General features: G+C 55.2%; 15 protein-coding genes. 8 read left to right on the top strand and 7 right to left on the bottom strand.

Annotated elements, in window-relative coordinates; translation table 11 throughout:
- Positions 1 to 64: 64 nt before the first annotated feature.
- Positions 65 to 625: a DUF3093 domain-containing protein gene (locus JR346_RS06310; RefSeq protein WP_205481986.1), complete on the bottom strand. Its 561-nt coding sequence runs from the start codon at positions 623 to 625 to the stop codon at positions 65 to 67.
- Positions 626 to 787: 162 nt separating this feature from the next.
- Here JR346_RS06310 and dut point away from each other — a divergent pair, with 162 nt between their 5' ends.
- From dut to JR346_RS06290, 4 genes are read left to right on the top strand one after another with little or no spacing between them, the layout of a single operon-like run.
- Positions 788 to 1234 (top strand): dUTP diphosphatase, encoded by a 447-nt coding sequence (gene dut, locus JR346_RS06305; protein WP_205481985.1) that lies wholly within the window; start codon positions 788 to 790, stop codon positions 1232 to 1234.
- 50 nt (positions 1235 to 1284) lie between these two features.
- Positions 1285 to 2043, top strand: coding sequence for a DUF3710 domain-containing protein (locus tag JR346_RS06300; RefSeq protein ID WP_205481984.1), 759 nt, complete (start codon positions 1285 to 1287; stop codon positions 2041 to 2043).
- A 10-nt stretch (positions 2044 to 2053) separates the two neighbouring features.
- Entirely contained in the window at positions 2054 to 2548 is a 495-nt protein-coding gene (locus tag JR346_RS06295) for an asparaginase (RefSeq protein ID WP_205481983.1), read from the top strand.
- 45 nt (positions 2549 to 2593) lie between these two features.
- Positions 2594 to 3301, top strand: coding sequence for a DUF3159 domain-containing protein (locus JR346_RS06290; RefSeq protein WP_205481982.1), 708 nt, complete (start codon positions 2594 to 2596; stop codon positions 3299 to 3301).
- A 9-nt stretch (positions 3302 to 3310) separates the two neighbouring features.
- On the opposite strand, the gene JR346_RS06285 is transcribed toward JR346_RS06290, so the two are convergent.
- On the bottom strand, positions 3311 to 3967 hold the full coding sequence (locus JR346_RS06285) for a TrkA family potassium uptake protein (RefSeq protein WP_204876238.1): 657 nt from the start codon (positions 3965 to 3967) through the stop codon (positions 3311 to 3313).
- A gap of 20 nt (positions 3968 to 3987) precedes the next feature.
- Complete coding sequence (locus JR346_RS06280) at positions 3988 to 4662, bottom strand: TrkA family potassium uptake protein (RefSeq protein ID WP_205481981.1); 675 nt, start codon at positions 4660 to 4662, stop codon at positions 3988 to 3990.
- Between the two features lie 143 nt (positions 4663 to 4805).
- Between JR346_RS06280 and JR346_RS06275 the strand changes: the two genes are divergently transcribed.
- The 3 genes from JR346_RS06275 (at position 4806) to acnA (ending at position 11231) form a co-directional block, all read left to right on the top strand.
- Positions 4806 to 6764 (top strand): APC family permease, encoded by a 1959-nt coding sequence (locus JR346_RS06275; RefSeq protein WP_205481980.1) that lies wholly within the window; start codon positions 4806 to 4808, stop codon positions 6762 to 6764.
- Positions 6765 to 6795: 31 nt separating this feature from the next.
- Positions 6796 to 8271 carry a class I SAM-dependent RNA methyltransferase gene (locus JR346_RS06270; RefSeq protein WP_205481979.1) on the top strand — a complete coding sequence of 492 codons (1476 nt, stop codon included), beginning with the start codon at positions 6796 to 6798 and terminating at the stop codon, positions 8269 to 8271.
- 275 nt (positions 8272 to 8546) lie between these two features.
- Positions 8547 to 11231 carry an aconitate hydratase AcnA gene (gene acnA / locus JR346_RS06265; protein ID WP_205481978.1) on the top strand — a complete coding sequence of 895 codons (2685 nt, stop codon included), beginning with the start codon at positions 8547 to 8549 and terminating at the stop codon, positions 11229 to 11231.
- Between the two features lie 119 nt (positions 11232 to 11350).
- On the opposite strand, the gene JR346_RS06260 is transcribed toward acnA, so the two are convergent.
- Entirely contained in the window at positions 11351 to 11968 is a 618-nt protein-coding gene (locus JR346_RS06260; protein WP_205481977.1) for a mismatch-specific DNA-glycosylase, read from the bottom strand.
- 199 nt (positions 11969 to 12167) lie between these two features.
- On the opposite strand from JR346_RS06260, the gene dxs reads away from it, so the two are divergent.
- Positions 12168 to 14168 carry a 1-deoxy-D-xylulose-5-phosphate synthase gene (gene dxs, locus JR346_RS06255; RefSeq protein WP_204876224.1) on the top strand — a complete coding sequence of 667 codons (2001 nt, stop codon included), beginning with the start codon at positions 12168 to 12170 and terminating at the stop codon, positions 14166 to 14168.
- A 514-nt stretch (positions 14169 to 14682) separates the two neighbouring features.
- Here dxs and JR346_RS06250 read toward each other — a convergent pair.
- The 3 genes from JR346_RS06250 to msrB all read right to left on the bottom strand — a co-directional run bounded on the left by JR346_RS06250 (position 14683) and on the right by msrB (position 17046).
- Complete coding sequence (locus JR346_RS06250) at positions 14683 to 15114, bottom strand: Rieske (2Fe-2S) protein (protein ID WP_205481976.1); 432 nt, start codon at positions 15112 to 15114, stop codon at positions 14683 to 14685.
- Positions 15115 to 15189: 75 nt separating this feature from the next.
- A complete protein-coding gene (locus JR346_RS06245; RefSeq protein WP_205481975.1) occupies positions 15190 to 16458 on the bottom strand; it encodes an HRDC domain-containing protein in 1269 nt (422 codons plus the stop codon).
- A gap of 171 nt (positions 16459 to 16629) precedes the next feature.
- Positions 16630 to 17046, bottom strand: coding sequence for a peptide-methionine (R)-S-oxide reductase MsrB (msrB, locus tag JR346_RS06240; protein ID WP_205481974.1), 417 nt, complete (start codon positions 17044 to 17046; stop codon positions 16630 to 16632).
- Positions 17047 to 17089 lie beyond the last annotated feature (43 nt).

Raw genomic sequence — 17089 nt, 5'->3', positions numbered from 1 at the left:
ACGCATCAACAAAGAGGGACTGACCTGCAAGGTCAGCCCCTCTTTTTGTCTTTGTCGGTAGAAATTACTGCTCATCTACTTGAATCTGCGCTCGCGCGTCGTGGTTGAGAAGCATACGCTCTTCGTGCATCTGGTGCATCTGCACCCGGTATTCTTCAAGCTGTTCTGCTGAAATCTCGCTGTTGAGGATCTCTACGATGCGCTCGGGGTTGCGAGTTGAGGCAAGCCAGTAGGGGGTGGGGTCTGCCGGGTCAGTAATCTGAATACGAACTTTGGGCTCAATCCACCCTCGAAAGCACATGAACGCGCGTCCATCAAGATCAGGACCCGCAGCTTGCTGTGCCAGCGCACCCCTGAACGCCTCTGCAACGCCCACGTGCTCGCGCTCAATAGCGGCACGCCCCACCCGCAGTAAGTTCGGGGTAATGGTGATAACAGGGGCTGATGAGTACAAAATGAAAGCCAGTAAAAGCGCCACCACAATACCGGCGATAACACCGGCGGTGATGCTAATAGGCGCACCCACAAAGAAGCAGGCAATACCGGCACCTACCACGCCAATCCACAAACCAACGCTCGGCGTCAGACGCTCCTGATAGAGCACCTGCGAAGAAGAAGCAGCCATTAACCTCACCAATCACCACAAAAACTTTATTTTCTTCACCCCATTCTACCGCTAGAGCACCTGCAAGAGATTCCTGCCGGTGCTGTGCGGGAGAAGTACCTGCGGCAACTTAGGCTGAAAAATTTAGATGATAGGGGCATTTGCCTAGTAAAGTTGCTAACTGTGAATGAACAGTTGACAGTTGAAATTAAAATGCTCGACCCTGATTTACCGGTGCCCGCTTACGCGCAGCAGGGGGACGCGGGCGCTGATCTGAGGGCGCGCGTTGATGTTGATCTCGCTCCCGGTCAGCGGGCGTTGATTCCGTGCGGTATTGTCATTGCCTTGCCCGCTGGTTTTGTGGGGCTGGTGCATCCGCGTTCTGGGCTGGCTGCTAAGCACGGCATCACCATCGTCAATGCTCCGGGTACCGTTGATAGCGGTTATCGAGGAGAGCTGATGGTGTGCTTGCTCAATACTGATACCGAGCATAGTTTTCATATCAGCCGTGGGGACCGTATCGCCCAGCTGGTAATTCAGAAGTACGAGAGCGCTCGCTTTGTGCCGGTAGAAACCCTCGATGAGACAGAGCGCGGAGCCTCCGGCTTTGGCTCAACGGGCACAGCGTAGGCACACCCGCCGCTGATTGATCTAAGAATTGGTAGAAGAAGGTAGAGAAAATGTTTGGTTTCAAGCGTAAGAAAAAGCAAGAAGATGCTGAGAACACTTCGGTGACTGAAGCGGCTGAGAACGTAGAGCCTGACGAGGCTGAAGACCGGGGTTCAGATCGGGCTCCCGAGGTTTTCGAGATTGATCGTAGCCAAGGTCCCTTTGACAGTGAAGAGAAGAATACTGATGAGGGGTACCTTGACTTTGGTTCGTTGCTGATCAAATCTGATCCGACGGTTGCTCTGCGTCTAGAGGTCGATGAAAAATCAAAGAACGTCATCGCTATTACCTTGCAAAAGGATCAGGCTGTCGTGCAGTTGCAGGCGTTCGCTGCGCCCAAGAGCCGCGGTTTGTGGGATGACATTCGCTCTGAAATCTCATCTTCGGTACATGCTCAGGGCGGACGCGTGGAGTACACCGATACTGCGCTGGGGCGTGAGCTGCATTCTCGTATTCCGGCAACGACCCCTGACGGTCGTCAAGGGTTTCGCGTAGCAACCTTCGTGGGCATAGACGGTCCTCGCTGGTTCTTGCGTGCTGTGTTTACCGGTGAGGCGAGCACTCAGCCCGAAGCTCGTGCTGAAATGGAAAAAATTCTGCGTGCGGTGGTTGTTCACCGTGGTGAGGCTCCTATGGCACCCCGTGACTTGCTGCCCTTGAAAGTTCCTGCGCAGATTCTAGAGGCTCAAGCGGCCCCGGCTGCCCGCGCGCAGCAGGAACCTTCCTTGCAGGTTCCCCAGCGCGGTCCTGAGATTACCCAGATTGGTTAGAGCCTTTCTCGTGGCTTCAACCCAAGCAACAGATGCCCTTGCCTACCCTGAACGTCTGCGCGCCCGTATTGCCGGACGTGTGGGGCAGGTGCGCTTTTCAGCTGCGAGGGAGCCTCCGCGCTATGAGGCGGAGCTGATTGTTGAGAAGTCTCGCCCCGCCACTTATAACCGTACGAGAGCTTTAATGACGGGCTTACCTGCCATTGAGAGTTCTGGGGATTTCAGCGAAGATGGTTCTGATGAAAAAGGCTCGACTCCCGATGAAGAGTTCGCGCCTAATGAGAATGACATCGACCGTAGAGCTCACCCTGCCCGGCGGTTTCCTGACGAACCGCCGGTGAAGCCGGGTACGCGCGTCCTGCTGGTGTGGCATGGGCAGCACAGCGTACCGGGCATTGTCGCCGGTGCTCAGTTGCGCTGTAACGGTATGCTCTCCACCAGAACCCAGCCCGCCCGCATGTACAACCCGCGTTATGAGATTGTGCCCGTCCGCTCGGGTCACTAGCAGACTAGCTCCATCGGGGCTTAGAAAATAGAGAAAGAGATTTTTATGCAGCCAGAGTCGCAGAATCAACCCGCAGCAGCTCCCAGCGTTGAGAAAGGCAGTGGGCTGAATTTTGCGCCGCCCAAAAACATTCGACGCACCGCTAACGGCGATGTTGATGTGCTGTATGCGGTGGGTGGAGTGCGCGGGATCATTGAGGCGATAGCACCGGGTTTTCTCTTTCTTACCGCTTTTCTCATCACGAGTAATCTGCTCTTAGCTGCCTCAATCGCGGCGGCGGTTACCCTGGTCTTTGGCGCGGTAAGACTGGTGCAAAGGGGCTCTTTGATGCAGTCCCTCTCGGGTCTGATCGGTGTGGCACTGTGCGCCGCCGTTGCCTTGCGTTCGGGCGAGGCAGCTGATTTTTATGTGCCCGGTTTGTGGATTAACGCTGCCTATGCGGTGGGTATTGCTGGGCTGCTGTTATTCTTCAAACTACCGGTGGTCGGTTTCATCTACAGTTTCTTTCGCGGGGAACAAGAAACCTGGCGTTCAGACCCCCGGCGCGTTCGTGCGTACACCTTGGCAACCTTGGTACTCATTGGCATGTTTGTGCTGCGCCTAGCGGTTCAGGTTCCCCTCTACCTCGCCGATCAGGTGGGTGCTCTGGGCACCGCCCGGTTAGTCATGGGCACTCCACTGTATGCAGCCGTTATCTGGCTGACCTGGCTGATGACCGCCCCGCGCACTGCAGATAAGACCCCAACCAGCTAAGCCGACTTTTTACGAGAAGAGCAGACGAATATCCTCTTCGCCCTCGGTGGTGGTGATAAAGAAAAGCTCATCGTCGCCTTCGATAATGTCATCGGCAGTGGGGGCAAGGGGAGTACCATCACGCAAGATAGCGGTAAGAGTTGTCTGAGCGGGCCACTGGATACCGGCTACTGTGTGCCCAATGATGGGATGGTCTGCGGGTACTGTGTACTCCACCAGCATCGCCCCACCTGCCTGCAAAGACAGCAGACGCACCACATCGCCCACCTCTACAGCCTCTTCCACCAGGGCAGTCATCAGACGCGGGGTCGATACGGCAACATCAACGCCCCATGAATCATCGAACAACCACTCATTTTTGGGGTTATTAACGCGCGCTACCGTACGCGGCACACCAAACTCGCTGCGCGCCATAAGCGAAACGACGAGGTTGGTTTTGTCATCGCCGGTGGTGGCAACAATAACGTCGCATTCATCGGGGCTTGACTGTTTAAGGGTCGAGAACTCACAGGCGTCTCCGATAATCCAGTGGACGTTTTTGAGCGAGCCGCTGCGTCCAATAACCTCGGGCTTTTCGTCGATGATGGTGATACTGTGCCCGTGGGCTATCAGTTCTTTTGCAATGGATGAGCCAACTGAACCGGCACCAATAATAATGACCTGCATGAGCAATAAACCTTTGGACGTTAGTTAGATTCTTCTGCCGGGGCAGTGGCTAGTATTCGGGAGATTTCGTTGATCTCTTCGGTGCGCAGCATAGCGTGTACAATATCGCCCTGCTGGTAGCTGGTGTCAGGCTGCGGCAAGATACCTTCACCAAAACGGGTGATGTAAGCAATGCGCACCCCGGACGCCGCTTCGATATCGGGCAGTGCGTGCCCCGTCCAGCCGGGGTCAAGTTGCAGTTCTGCCAGCATGAGCCTGCCCGATGCCTCTCGAAAGTCACCGATCATTGCTTGTTCTGGAAGTAGGCGGCGTAGCACTTGATCGGTGCTCCAGCGCACAGCGGCAACCGTGGGAATGCCGAGCCGCTGGAAGAATTCTGCTCGGTTGGGATCATAAATACGTGCCACAATATGGGCAACCTTGAAGGTTTCGCGGGCAACACGAGCCGCCAAGATGTTGGAGTTATCGCCGGACGACACTGCGGCAAAAGCGTAAGCCTCTTCAATACCGGCACGTTTGAGGGTGTCACGGTCAAAACCAACACCGGTTACTTTCTTACCCGTAAAATCTTTGCGTAAACGGCGGAAAGCCCGGTCATCTTGGTCAATGATCGCCACGGTGTGACCGGAGTCCTCCAGCGTGTGCGCCAGCATAACGCCCACGCGTCCTGCCCCCATAATGACGAAGTGCGGCATAGCTGCACACCCTTTCTCTAACCGGTGCCGTTATCAATGCGCCTTTAAGTGTATCCCCGCTCAATGCTACTTTGGTCACCGCCGCCAGCGTTTTGGGCGCGCGCACTTTCGCAAAAGCAGAAAATGGCACTAGGTTATTAGCTGTGGCAGGTACTGTGGAGCGCTTACAGCGCTTATTCTTGGGTTCACTTGTTGATCGTCGGCAAGTGCGTTCTTTGGCGCTTTCTAAACGACGAGCGCTAGGGCTTTTCGGTTCAGACGGCGTCTCATCGGTGGCTTACGCCCCTGATGAGATTGTGATGATGCTGGCACTTGCTGGCAGCGGTGCGCTCATCATTTCTCCCTGGGTGGGCGCAGCCATTGCCCTGGTACTGCTGGTTGTGATTGGCACGTACCGTTATAACCTCTCATCCATTGCAGAGGGCGGAGACTACGAGTTAGTGAACAAACGACTGGGTGCCCGCACCGGCGTGGCAGTGGGTGCCTCACTCATGGTGGATTTCATGCTAACAGTGACGGTGTCACTGGCAGTTGCCAGTAGTTACATTCTCTCGGCCTTTCCTGCCCTTCGTGATAAGTCATTGTGGGTGACAGCAGCACTGATTGTGTTGGTCATGCTGCTGTGCTTGCGCGGTCTTACCTTTCTGAAAAAAATTTCTTACCTACCCTTGCTCCTGTTCCTCATTGCCATCGGTTTTACGATAACGGTGGGTTACGGTAAATCGCTGGCAGGCACTCTCGGTCAGTCAGTATCAAGCAACTGGCAGATCGTGCCCGAGCAAGGTACTGACCCACACCTGGCAGGAGCCGGTTTATTCCTTCTGCTGGCGCGCACCTTCTCATCGGGTGCTGTTGCCCTTACCGGCGTATCAACGATGTCGAACTCAGTGCGGTTCTTCGAGCGTCCCACCGTCAAAAATGCCTCATCAACCCTGATGAGCATGGGAATCATCTCAGCGATCCTACTCACCGGAGTGCTCTACCTCGTCAAGGAAACCGGCGTGCGCACGGTCATGGATGTTTCACAGCTGCGCATCGACGGCAAACCTGTGCCCGAGGGGTTCTATCAGCAACCAGTACTCATGCAAATGGCAGAGACAATCTACGATGATGCGCTCATGCCCACCGTACTGATGCTCACCACAGTCGCTATTTTGATTATGGCGGCAACCACGGCTTTTACCGGCTTTCCCTTGCTCACTGCCGCCATCGCAGAAAAGGGCTACCTACCGGTACAACTGCGCGCCCAATCGTCCCCTACCCTCTTCGCCAAAAGTGTAATACTGCTGGGCGTCTGCACCCTGATGTTCATTACCCTCATAGGGGCAGATCTCAACACCCTCATTCAGATGTACATTGTGGGCGTGTTCTTCTCGATGACCATGACGCAGGCAGCAATCATTAAAGTACGCGCTCGCGAACTAAAGTTCACCCTTAACGCCACTAAACGCGTCCGCCTGATACGTCCTTTTATCGTTACCCTCATCGGTTTCACTGCCACCGCTTTAGCGCTGGGTGTGGTGATTCTGACCAAGTTTACCCAGGGCGCGTGGGTAACTCTCATTCTTATCCTTGTGCTCTCGAAAGCGATGCTTAGCGTGCGAAACCACTACGATTCCATCAACCAGAACCTTGAACTACCGAGTGATTCAGCTGAGCTTGCCCAGCAAAAAACTCTGCCCGCTCGTGTACACGCTGTGGTCTTTGTGCAGCGCGTTCGTAAACCGCTTATGCGCGCTATCTCCTACGCCCGTGCCACCCGCCCGGCAACGATCGAAGCGGTGATGGTTAATCAAGATTCGTCTCGCGTTAAACAGGCTCAGCGCAGTTGGGAATCTTTAGAGCTACCTGTGCCGCTCACCATCTTGGACGCGCCCTACCGCGACTCCGTACCGCCTTTTATGGAGTATATTGAGCGTAAGGGCACCGAAAGCCCGCGCGACGTCATCATTGTCTACTTACCCGAATACGTGGTGCCGCACTGGTGGGAGAGAATCTTGCACCGCCGCACCGTCCACCGGCTCAAGGCGCGGCTGCGTAGACAACCCGGTATTGTGGTCGCCTCTGTTCCCTGGCAGATTTCTTCATCAACCCGCCCCTAAACTTTTTCACCAACCTCGAAGGTAGATACCTGTGACTTCACCCCAAGAAAACCCCCTGACCCCCGATACCACTGTGGAGGTTGGCTCCATCGTTGAACTCACTCCGCACGCTGTAGCGCACGGTGGTTCCTTCGTTGCTCGCTACAACGAGCGCGTGATTTTTGTACGCCACGGCGCTATCGGTGAGACAGTGCGAGCACGCATTACCGGTGCGGGTCCCAAAAACCGTTTCTTCTTTGCCGATGTTGTAGAGGTCCTTGACCCCAGCGAACACCGCCGTACCCACCCTTGGGTACCTGCGGATGCACTACGCAGCGAATCGCCCATCGGCGGCATGGAGTTTGCTCACCTTGACCCCGTCTACCAGCGCGAACTCAAAACGATGGTGGTCATCGAGCAGCTCACCCGTTTGGGCAAAGTACCCGCTTCGAACGCCCTGCTGAAACTTTTGCGCGTGGAAGAGCTGCCCGGTGGCGATACCGGCTGGCGTACCCGCGTCCATTTCGATGTGGCTGCTACCGGTTCGGGTAACCGCATCGGCATGTACCCCCATTCTTCTTCTGGGGCAGTTGCTGTAGAGGATTTCCCTCTGGCGCACCCGGCGGTCAACCGTCTGCAGCTGCACCGCTTAGAACTTGAGAACATCAGCCGAGTGGACGCCACAGTTTCTTCTACCGGGGAAATCCTGCTGAGCTTTACCGTGCGCGCCGGAACCTCTCAAAAGGCAGTAGCTGATGCAGTGACCGTCCAAGCCGAAGAACTGTGGGGTAGCCTCAAAGAAGAAAAAATTACCCTCGTCTTTACCTCCGAGCGTCAGGGCGGACGCCGCCGCGGTGAGCGTCCTGCCGATGTAGTGCGCGGTGCCCAGCGTCAAAACCCGCAGGTGACTGAGAAACTTGACATCGATGACATCTCCCTCTCCTGGCGCGTGGGCAACGGTGGTTTCTGGCAGATTCACCCGGCAGCGCCCGAAGCGCTGGGGCTGACCGTATCAGAGCTGCTTGAGCTCACCGACGGCGAGAGTGTCTATGATCTCTATTCCGGTGCCGGTCTTTTCGCTGCTATCGCCGCTCTCGAAGTTGGTCCCACCGGTTACGTACTGGCGGTTGAAGGTTCACCGGTGACCGCAGCGAACGCCCGCGATAACTTTGAGTCGGGTCGCGCTCGTATTGAAGAATCAGCAGACACCCGCATCGAAACCGTGAAAGCGGACGTGGGCGCCCACCTGGCGCGTTTGTTGCCTCAGGTTGCTGCGGGCAAGGCTAAAAAGCCTGATGCAGTGATTGTTGATCCTTCGCGCGAAGGTGTAGGCAAAAAGGTTGTAGAGCAGATTGATCAGCTCGACCCCCAGCGCTTGGTCTATGTGGCGTGTGACCCCGCCGCTTTGGGGCGTGACACCGGCTACCTGCGTGAGTTGGGCTGGGAGCTACTCGATCTGCGCGCCTTCGACATGTACCCCAACACCCACCATGTTGAAACGGTAGCCCTGTTCGCGAGGGCTTCCTAACCACGATTCTCTAGGCGGCTTGAAAACCGACACTCGTTACTGTCTCGCACGAGGCAAACGGGGGTTGGTTTTTAGTTTTTAAGACACAATGTGTCGGATTTTTTACCCTGAAATGTGTTTTTGGGTGACTCAGAGTACACTGGTATTGAAAGCTTGGTGTCAGACTGTCTCTAAGATGGGCATCACACCTGCGCGCAGTACTGCGCAGAGCACTTTTAGAGGCAACGATGCCAAGGCCTGACTAGTAACAGTGTCGAGAAGGAGTCCCACGCAATATGAGCACTGTGGATAGCTTCGGTTCAAAAGGCGTACTAGACGTCAAAGGTACCGAATACGAAATTTACCGACTCAAGTCAGTCGAAGGCTACGAAAAGCTGCCCTACGCTTTGAAGGTTCTGCTGGAGAACCTGCTTCGCACCGAAGATGGCGCGAACATCACCGCTGAGCACATTAAGGCTCTTGCAAACTGGGACGCTAAGGCTGAGCCCAGCACCGAAATCCAGTTCACTCCCGCCCGCGTCATCATGCAGGACTTCACCGGTGTTCCCTGTGTTGTTGACCTTGCAACCATGCGCGAAGCTGTGAAGGAACTGGGTGGCGATCCCTCAAAGATTAACCCCCTGGCACCTGCAGAGCTGGTGATTGACCACTCTGTTCAGATTGATGCTTTTGGTACCGCAGACGCGATTACCCGCAACATGGACATCGAATACCAGCGCAACGGCGAACGCTACAAGTTCCTGCGCTGGGGTCAGACCGCATTTGATGACTTCAAGGTAGTACCCCCGGGCATGGGTATCGTACACCAGGTCAACATTGAGTACCTGGCACGTACCATCATGGCTCGCGAGGTAGACGGCGTTCTGCGCGCTTACCCCGATACTGTTGTGGGCACCGACTCACACACCACCATGGTTAACGGTCTGGGTGTTCTGGGCTGGGGCGTTGGCGGTATCGAAGCTGAGGCAGCGATGCTGGGTCAGCCCGTCTCCATGCTGATTCCTAAGGTTGTAGGCTTCAAGCTCACCGGCTCAATCCCCTCAGGTGCAACCGCAACTGACGTGGTTTTGACCATCACCGAAATGCTGCGTAAACAGGGCGTTGTGGGCAAGTTCGTTGAATTCTACGGCGAAGGTGTTTCACAGGTTCCTCTGGCTAACCGCGCAACCATCGGTAACATGAGCCCCGAGTTTGGTTCAACCGCAGCGATGTTCCCCATCGACGAGGTCACCCTTGACTACCTGCGTCTGACCGGTCGCAGCGAGGAACAGGTAGCTCTCGTTGAGGCATACACCAAGGAACAGGGTCTGTGGCACGATCCTTCCATCGAAGTTGAGTACTCCGAGTACCTTGAGCTTGACCTCTCCACCGTCGTACCCTCTATCGCTGGTCCCAAGCGTCCTCAGGACCGCATTGAGCTGACCGAGGCGAAGAAGCAGTACGCATCAGATATTGAAAACTACGCCGCAAAGGGTGAGGCTGAGAAGTCAGCTCACGTTTCAATGAGCGACGGACGCGAGTTCGAGCTTAAAAACGGTGCAGTCTCTATCGCATCGATTACCTCCTGCACCAACACCTCAAACCCCTCAGTCATGCTTGCTGCGGGCGTCCTCGCACGCAACGCAGCAGCTAAGGGTCTGACCGCTAAGCCCTGGGTTAAGACCTCTATCGCACCGGGCTCAAAGGTTGTTACCGACTACTACGAGAAGGCTGGTTTGCTGCCTGAACTCGAGAAGCTCGGCTTCTACGTTGTAGGTTACGGTTGCGCGACCTGCATAGGTAACTCAGGTCCGCTGGAAACCGAAATTTCAGAGGCTATTCAGGACAACGACCTCTCCGTCACCGCGGTGCTCTCAGGTAACCGTAACTTCGAGGGGCGCATCTCACCCGACGTGAAGATGAACTACCTGGCATCCCCTCCCTTGGTTATTGCCTACTCACTGGCTGGCACCATGGACTTCGACTTCGAGAAGGACGCCCTGGGGCAGGACGCCGACGGCAAGGATGTCTACCTCAAGGACATCTGGCCCGACCCGGCTGAAGTTCAGCGCATCATCGATTCTTCTGTTGATACCGAAATGTACAACAAGGAATACGGCACCATCTTTGATGGTGACGAGCGTTGGCAGTCACTGGAGACTCCCACCGGCGAAACCTTTGAGTGGGACGCTAACTCCACCTATGTGCGCAAGCCCCCGTACTTCGAGGGTATGACCATGGAGACCACCCCGGTTGAGGACATCACCGGAGCACGTGTTCTGCTGAAGCTGGGCGATTCGGTCACCACTGACCATATCTCACCCGCTGGTTCTTTCAAGTCAGATACCCCTGCTGGTAAGTACCTGATCGAAAACGGCGTAGAGCGTAAGGACTTCAACTCCTACGGTTCACGTCGCGGTAACCACGAGGTTATGATTCGCGGTACCTTCGCGAACATCCGCATCAAGAACCAGCTGCTGGACGGTGTTGAGGGCGGTTTCACCCGCGACTTCACCAACGGCGGCGAGCAGACTACTGTCTACGATGCAGCTCAGAATTACAAGGCAACTGGCACCCCGCTGGTTGTTCTTGGTGGTAAGGAATACGGCACCGGTTCATCACGTGACTGGGCAGCGAAGGGCACCACTTTGCTGGGCGTCAAGGCTGTTATCGCTGAATCCTTCGAGCGTATTCACCGTTCAAACCTGATTGGTATGGGTGTTCTGCCCCTGCAGTTCCCCAACGGCGAATCACACGAGTCATTGGGTCTAACCGGTACCGAAACCTTCGATATCGCGGGTGTTACCGAGCTGAACAAGGGCACCACCCCCAAGACCTTGAAGGTTACTGCAACCGCAGAAGACGGCAAGGTTACCGAGTTTGATGCTGTTCTGCGTATCGATACCCCAGGTGAAGCTGACTACTACCGCAACGGTGGTATCTTGCAGTACGTTCTGCGTAACCTGGTTCGCGGTTCCTGATCCGAACGTCCACCAGCACTTGAGCCGGTAGCTGGTAACAGCAGATGACAGGGGGCTCCCACCATCATCGGTGGGAGCCCCCTTCGTTGTGTTTTAAGGTTTTTGGGGTGATAGCGAGTCTACGGGCTTGTACTGAGCCAGACCTGCTGCCATTTATCAGCCAGAGAATCAATGTTTTCGTGGGCGTTGAGTCCGCTGGGCTGGGGTACTACCCACAGCGAGGTCGCGGGGTTCCAGCCCTCAATGAAGGACGCGTCCTGCTCACCGAGCGTCGCTTTCCTCCGGTTGAAAGCGGTACGGTAGGCAGTGATACCGGCTATGGCTAGTGCCTGCGGCTGATAGATGTGGGTCAGTTCTATTAGTCGCGGGACGCTCGCTTGCAGCTCCTCTTTGGTGAGCTCATCCGCACGAGCAGTAGCGCGAGCCACCATATTGGTAATGCCAATCCCTAAGCGTTCCATCTGGGTTTCCACTTCATCGCTGAGCCCGCGTGAAGCGTCCACTCTGGGGCTGATGATTCCCGCGCGGTCAAGTGAGGGCCAAAACCTGTTACCGGGGTAGGCGAAGGGCGCATTGACTGCGGCCGTCCACAGACCGGGATTGATACCGACGATTAGCAGTCGCAGGGGAGTACCGGGCGGTGGCAGACGGTCATCAATGGTTGCGTTAGCAAAATTTTGCAGCTCTTCACGGCTGGGGCGTCTATCGCCGAGAGAGGAGGGGTAACGGATGCTCATGTCACACCACCCTACACAGCTGCTGCTAGTTTGCGGGGCAAGCATCGATAGAAGGGTGCTGTCTACCGTAAAAATCGTCAAATACTAAGGTCAACCGGTAAAGTTAGTTAGACTGCAATACGTGTTGAATCAAAAGATGTGAAAGACCCGCAAGAGCTTCGTGAATTCAGCACAAGAGTCCGTTGAAAGGGAATGTGCCGTGGGGCTTCTAGACAGCATTAAACAGCCAAGCGATCTGAACTCTCTCAGCACTGATCAGCTGAAGCAGCTTGCCCACGAAATTCGCGATTTTTTAGTCAATAATGTTGCTAAAACCGGCGGTCATCTCGGCCCGAATCTGGGTGTTGTTGAGCTGACTGTTGGCATGCACCGGGTTTTTAGCTCCCCTCACGACTCTTTTATTTTTGATACCGGTCACCAGTCCTATGTGCATAAGCTCCTGACCGGTCGTCAAGACTTTGAGACGTTGCGCCAAAAAGGTGGTCTGTCGGGGTATCCCGAGCGTGCTGAATCTGAACACGACATCGTGGAGTCCTCGCACGCGTCCTCTTCTCTTTCATGGGCTGACGGTATTTCTCGCGCCCATGCTATGAACGGTGAATCTGAGCGCTACACTGTGGTACTGGTAGGCGATGGTGCCCTCACCGGTGGTATGACCTGGGAGGCAATTAACAACATTGCCGCTGATAAGAACCGCCGTGTAGTCATCATTGTTAATGACAACGGGCGCTCCTACGCACCCACTATTGGCGGTTTCGCCAACCACCTGACTGCCCTCAAAGCTGAGGTGCAGAGCAAGGTCGACCAGGTGCGTCTTGACCGTCGCTATGACAAGGCACTGGATGCAATCCGCCGCGGTCTGCAGTCGGGTGGACGCCCCGGCCAGGCACTGTACCGCGGTTTGCACGGTATGAAAGCTGGCATCAAAGACGTGATGGTGCCCGGTGGACTCTTCGAAGATTTGGGCATGAAATATGTTGGCCCCATCGACGGTCACGATCAAGAAGCTGTGATTGATGCTTTGCAAGCTGCCAAGAACTTTGCTGGTCCCGTTATTGTGCATGCTATGACCGAAAAGGGGCACGGTTACGCCCCGGCAGTTGCTCACGCAGATGATATGTTCCATGCGGTAGGCGTTATCGACCCGGCGACTGGTAAGGGTATCAAGAGTTCCAGCGCTGCGTCCTGGACCAGCGTTTTTGCCGAAGAAATTAAGACCATTGCGGACGAGCGCGCTGACATTGTGGGCATTACCGGAGCAATGTTGATTCCGGTGGGCTTGCACAAGATGGCTGCTGCTCACCCCGAACGGGTAATTGATGTGGGCATTGCTGAGCAGCACGCTATCGCCATGAGTGCAGGTCTTGCCTACGGTGGTCAGCACCCGGTGGTTGCCCTGTACGCGACCTTCCTCAACCGTGGTTTTGACCAGCTACTGATGGACGTTGCCCTGCATAAGGCGGGAGTGACGATTGTTCTTGACCGGTCAGGTGTTACGGGGCCCGATGGTGCCTCCCATCACGGTATGTGGGATCTTTCCCTGTTGCAGTTCATTCCGGGGCTTCACTTGGCTGCCCCTCGTGATGCTGCCACCCTGCGTGAAGAATTGCGAGAGGCTGTTGCCATTGATAACGCGCCCACCGTGGTGCGTTACCCCAAAGGCTCAGTGGGCGATGAGATTCCCTCAATCAAGCGTTATTCTGATGGTGTGGATGTTCTCTACAGCGGCGGAACGGCGCACACCGAAACTGATCAGAAAGATGTTCTGCTCGTTGCAGTAGGAGCCTTCGCTCGTTTGGCGCTGGATGTCGCTTCCCGTTTGGAAGAGCACGAGGTGAGCGTAACCGTCATTGACCCCCGCTGGGTCATGCCCGTGCCCGCCAGCGTTATTGAAGAAGCCGCTAAACACCGCATTGTGGTTTCCCTCGAAGACGGTGTGCGCGCCGGTGGTGTGGGTTCACGTATCCGCCAGGAAATGCGCGCCGCAGGTGTTGATACTGCCCTCAACGAGCTGGGGTTGCCCGCTGACTTTATTAAGCACGCATCGCGTGAGGAAATCCTTGATGAGGTGGGGCTCAACCCCGAGCAGATTACCTCGGATCTTCTGGCGCAGCTCTCAGGTCAGAAAGTTCCTTTCGCCCGCGGCAAGGACGAAAAACCCAAGCACACTAACACCAGCGCTATTGATATTATCGAGTAAAAACTTAGGCGGTGGGGCACCGCTACCGAGAAAATAAGCGGTGCCCGAGACTATATATTAATGTCGCTGCTGTACCCGAAACCCGTCAAAAGCACCGGGTACGAACTGAAGAATGAGCTTAAATATCTAACCCCTCAGAAGATGGGTGTCATACGCTCAACCCTGCGGCGGCTAATGATGCTGTTCACCCTTCTCAACGTGGTTTTCTTTGTGGTGAAAGTCCCAGCGTCTCTTGCAAGCACCGTTTTATAGCCCCCCTTATTTTCTGGTCAGCTGTAGTTATGCTTACACTTTTTGCGCCCCATCGCCATGTGCTATAGGTGAGCGTCAATGAGGAGAGCCTTGGTATTTTATCGAGTTTTCTTTTAGGCGGTCTTTCTTGAATGACGATCGTGCGTACGCTGTAGAGGAACTTTTCGCACTTCAACAGTGAATTTCAGCCCGTTAGTTAAGAATAAGGCTGGTTACCCTTCACGGTTGAAGAGGCAACCAGCCTTGATCTGTGGTTGGCATATTAGCCGACGATGACGCGTCCGCCCTCCACCTTAGTGGGGTAAGAAGGCAGAGTATCGAGGGCGGGGCCACCGGTGACCGAACCGTCTGCAAGGGCGAATTGGGAAGCGTGGCAGGGGCACGCCAGCAGGTTGTTCTGCACGTTCAGGACGCAGCCCTGGTGGGTGCAGTTTGACGAGTAGGCAATGAACTGACCCTCGGTGGGCTGGGCAATCATTAGCACCACCCCCTCAGCGACAGCTTTGACAGCGCTACCTACTGGCACCTCATCAGCTGCAATCATATCGATGGGTGCGGTCACCTCAGGGTGTTTGATGGACGAGGTGCCACCGGCTGAATCATCTGAACCACCGCAGGCAGCTAGTGGTAGGGTGGTTGCGGCAGCGGTGGCGCCGAGAGCAGTTCTACGCGAGATACAGCAGTTTGAGTCCATGATGGTTGCTTTCTTCCTGTGAGGTTATAGGTCATTCGCTGCGAGATTTACGGTTGGTAAAGTCGCAGGTGGTCTTTAGCGGTGTTCTCCCAGAATTGCATTGAAGATGGGGGAGAGCACGGGGGTGACGAGTTCAACCTGCCAGGGGCGCGCGTCCAACTGTCTCAGAGCATCAGCGATACTGTGAGCATTAACGGGCGGATCCCAACAAACTCGGCGCAAAATTTCGGGGGTCAACAAGTTCTCCGTTGGAATGGAGTGTTTTTCAGAGAGCGCCGCCATTGCCTCTTTCGCCGGTGCGATCAACTGGGCAGAGAGCGGACGCTTAACCTCCCAGGCTTTCAGCGGCGGGGGTCCCTCAGCCGGGGTAGTGTAAGGTACCGGCTCTTTGTCATTACGCGCAGAAACAATAGCACGTACCCAGCGCGGTGCCTCGCGCTTGAGAGCACGGGTTTGGAACCCAGGAATACTCAGCACTGCCGGTACATTTGAGGGCATAGAATAAGCCGCTTCGATGATCGAAGCATCGGGCAGAAGTTTTTTGGGCGCAACATCTTTTTTCTGCGCTAAATGTTCGCGTTCCAGCCAGAGATTGCGCAGTGCTGTAAGCTGACGGCGGTTTTTAAGCCGCTGAATACCTTTGGTTTTGCGCCAGGGATCTTTACGTTTTTCTTTGACCGGGTGCAACCGCAAGTACTCAAATTCCTGCAGAGCGTATTCCCATTTACCCTGTTCACGCAAGACATCCTCGAAAGCATCCCGCAAATCGGTAAGAATCTCAACGTCAAGAGCCGCGTAGTTCAGCCAAGACTTGGGTAGGGGGCGACGCGACCAGTCAGCGGCGGAGTGTTCTTTAGCTAGCTTATAGCCCAGAAGTTTTTCAACAACGGTGCCCAAACCAACCCGTTCAAACCCCGCTAGGCGTCCTGCTAGCTCAGTATCGAAGAGCTGATCGGGCTGCATCCCCAACTTAGCTAACGCCACCAGGTCTTGACCTGCTGCGTGCAGTACCCATTCGGTATGCGAAAGAGCAACATTGATAATGCCTAAATCAGAAAAGCATTCGGGGTCAATTAGAATAACACCGGATTCTCCGCGTTTGATTTGTACCAAAAAAGCCCGCTGACCGTAGCGCACACCTGAGGCACGCTCGGTATCAACCGCTACCGGGCCGCTTGCCTGAACTAAACGTTCTGCGGCTCTAGCCAGCCCTCGCTCATTCGTAATGAGGGCAGGCACCCCATCAAAAGGTTCATCGAGCGGAACTAGCTCGGGGATCGTCACGCCAGCAGGTAGCCCAAAATCAGTGTTGCTACCTACAACAGACAAGTTTTCCGCTGGCATTAAGGCGTAACTTCCTCTCGCATACTTTCTAGTGGGCACCAAAGAATCAGTGCCGTGTGCAAAACCCCCATTTTACGCACCTTACAGTGCACGCACGGGGGTTTGGCGATAAAAGAAACAAAATGAATGGTGTCTCACGCTAGAAAATGATGGGAAACGAGTTTTGTGTGGTTAATCCTGGGCTGGGATAAGCGTCAGACTAATAGAGTTGATGCAGTAGCGAAGATCGGTAGGGGTCTGATACCCCTCACCCTCAAAAACGTGCCCCAAATGTGAATCGCACGCTGCGCAACGCACTTCGGTGCGCACCATTCCTAAGCTGTGGTCTTGGATGTAGCGCACAGAATCTTGTGCCAGGGGAGCAAAAAAGGACGGCCAGCCGCAGTGAGAATCAAACTTCTCAGTGGAGCGAAAGAGTTCGGTGCCACAGGCGCGACAGGAATAAACACCCTCGGTTGTGGTGTTGGTATATTCACCGGTATGCGGACGCTCGGTGCCGCCTTCACGCAGTACGTGGTACTCCTGGGGGGTCAAAACGTCCTCCCACTTTTTAACGATGGATCCAACACCGGGTACATTGTGCGCCATGACAAGCTCCTTATGTTCTTTGCTGTGTTTGGTTTTGTTCATC

Origin of the sequence: Rothia sp. ZJ932 (assembly GCF_016924835.1) — a bacterium.
Taxonomy (GTDB): domain Bacteria; phylum Actinomycetota; class Actinomycetes; order Actinomycetales; family Micrococcaceae; genus Rothia.
The sequence above is the reverse complement of the archived record's forward strand: the minus strand, read 5'-3'. Positions and strand labels throughout refer to the sequence as shown.

What these genes read in the sequence shown, in the direction of transcription:
- JR346_RS06310 (WP_205481986.1), bottom strand. Translation starts at nt 625, where the DNA reads ATGGCTGCTTCTTCTTCGCAGGTGCTCTATCAGGAGCGTCTGACGCCG.
- JR346_RS06300 (WP_205481984.1), top strand. Translation starts at nt 1,285, where the DNA reads ATGTTTGGTTTCAAGCGTAAGAAAAAGCAAGAAGATGCTGAGAACACT.
- JR346_RS06290 (WP_205481982.1), top strand. Translation starts at nt 2,594, where the DNA reads ATGCAGCCAGAGTCGCAGAATCAACCCGCAGCAGCTCCCAGCGTTGAG.
- JR346_RS06285 (WP_204876238.1), bottom strand. Translation starts at nt 3,967, where the DNA reads ATGCAGGTCATTATTATTGGTGCCGGTTCAGTTGGCTCATCCATTGCA.
- JR346_RS06280 (WP_205481981.1), bottom strand. Translation starts at nt 4,662, where the DNA reads ATGCCGCACTTCGTCATTATGGGGGCAGGACGCGTGGGCGTTATGCTG.
- acnA (WP_205481978.1), top strand. Translation starts at nt 8,547, where the DNA reads ATGAGCACTGTGGATAGCTTCGGTTCAAAAGGCGTACTAGACGTCAAA.
- JR346_RS06260 (WP_205481977.1), bottom strand. Translation starts at nt 11,968, where the DNA reads ATGAGCATCCGTTACCCCTCCTCTCTCGGCGATAGACGCCCCAGCCGT.
- JR346_RS06250 (WP_205481976.1), bottom strand. Translation starts at nt 15,114, where the DNA reads ATGGACTCAAACTGCTGTATCTCGCGTAGAACTGCTCTCGGCGCCACC.
- JR346_RS06245 (WP_205481975.1), bottom strand. Translation starts at nt 16,458, where the DNA reads ATGCCAGCGGAAAACTTGTCTGTTGTAGGTAGCAACACTGATTTTGGG.
- msrB (WP_205481974.1), bottom strand. Translation starts at nt 17,046, where the DNA reads ATGGCGCACAATGTACCCGGTGTTGGATCCATCGTTAAAAAGTGGGAG.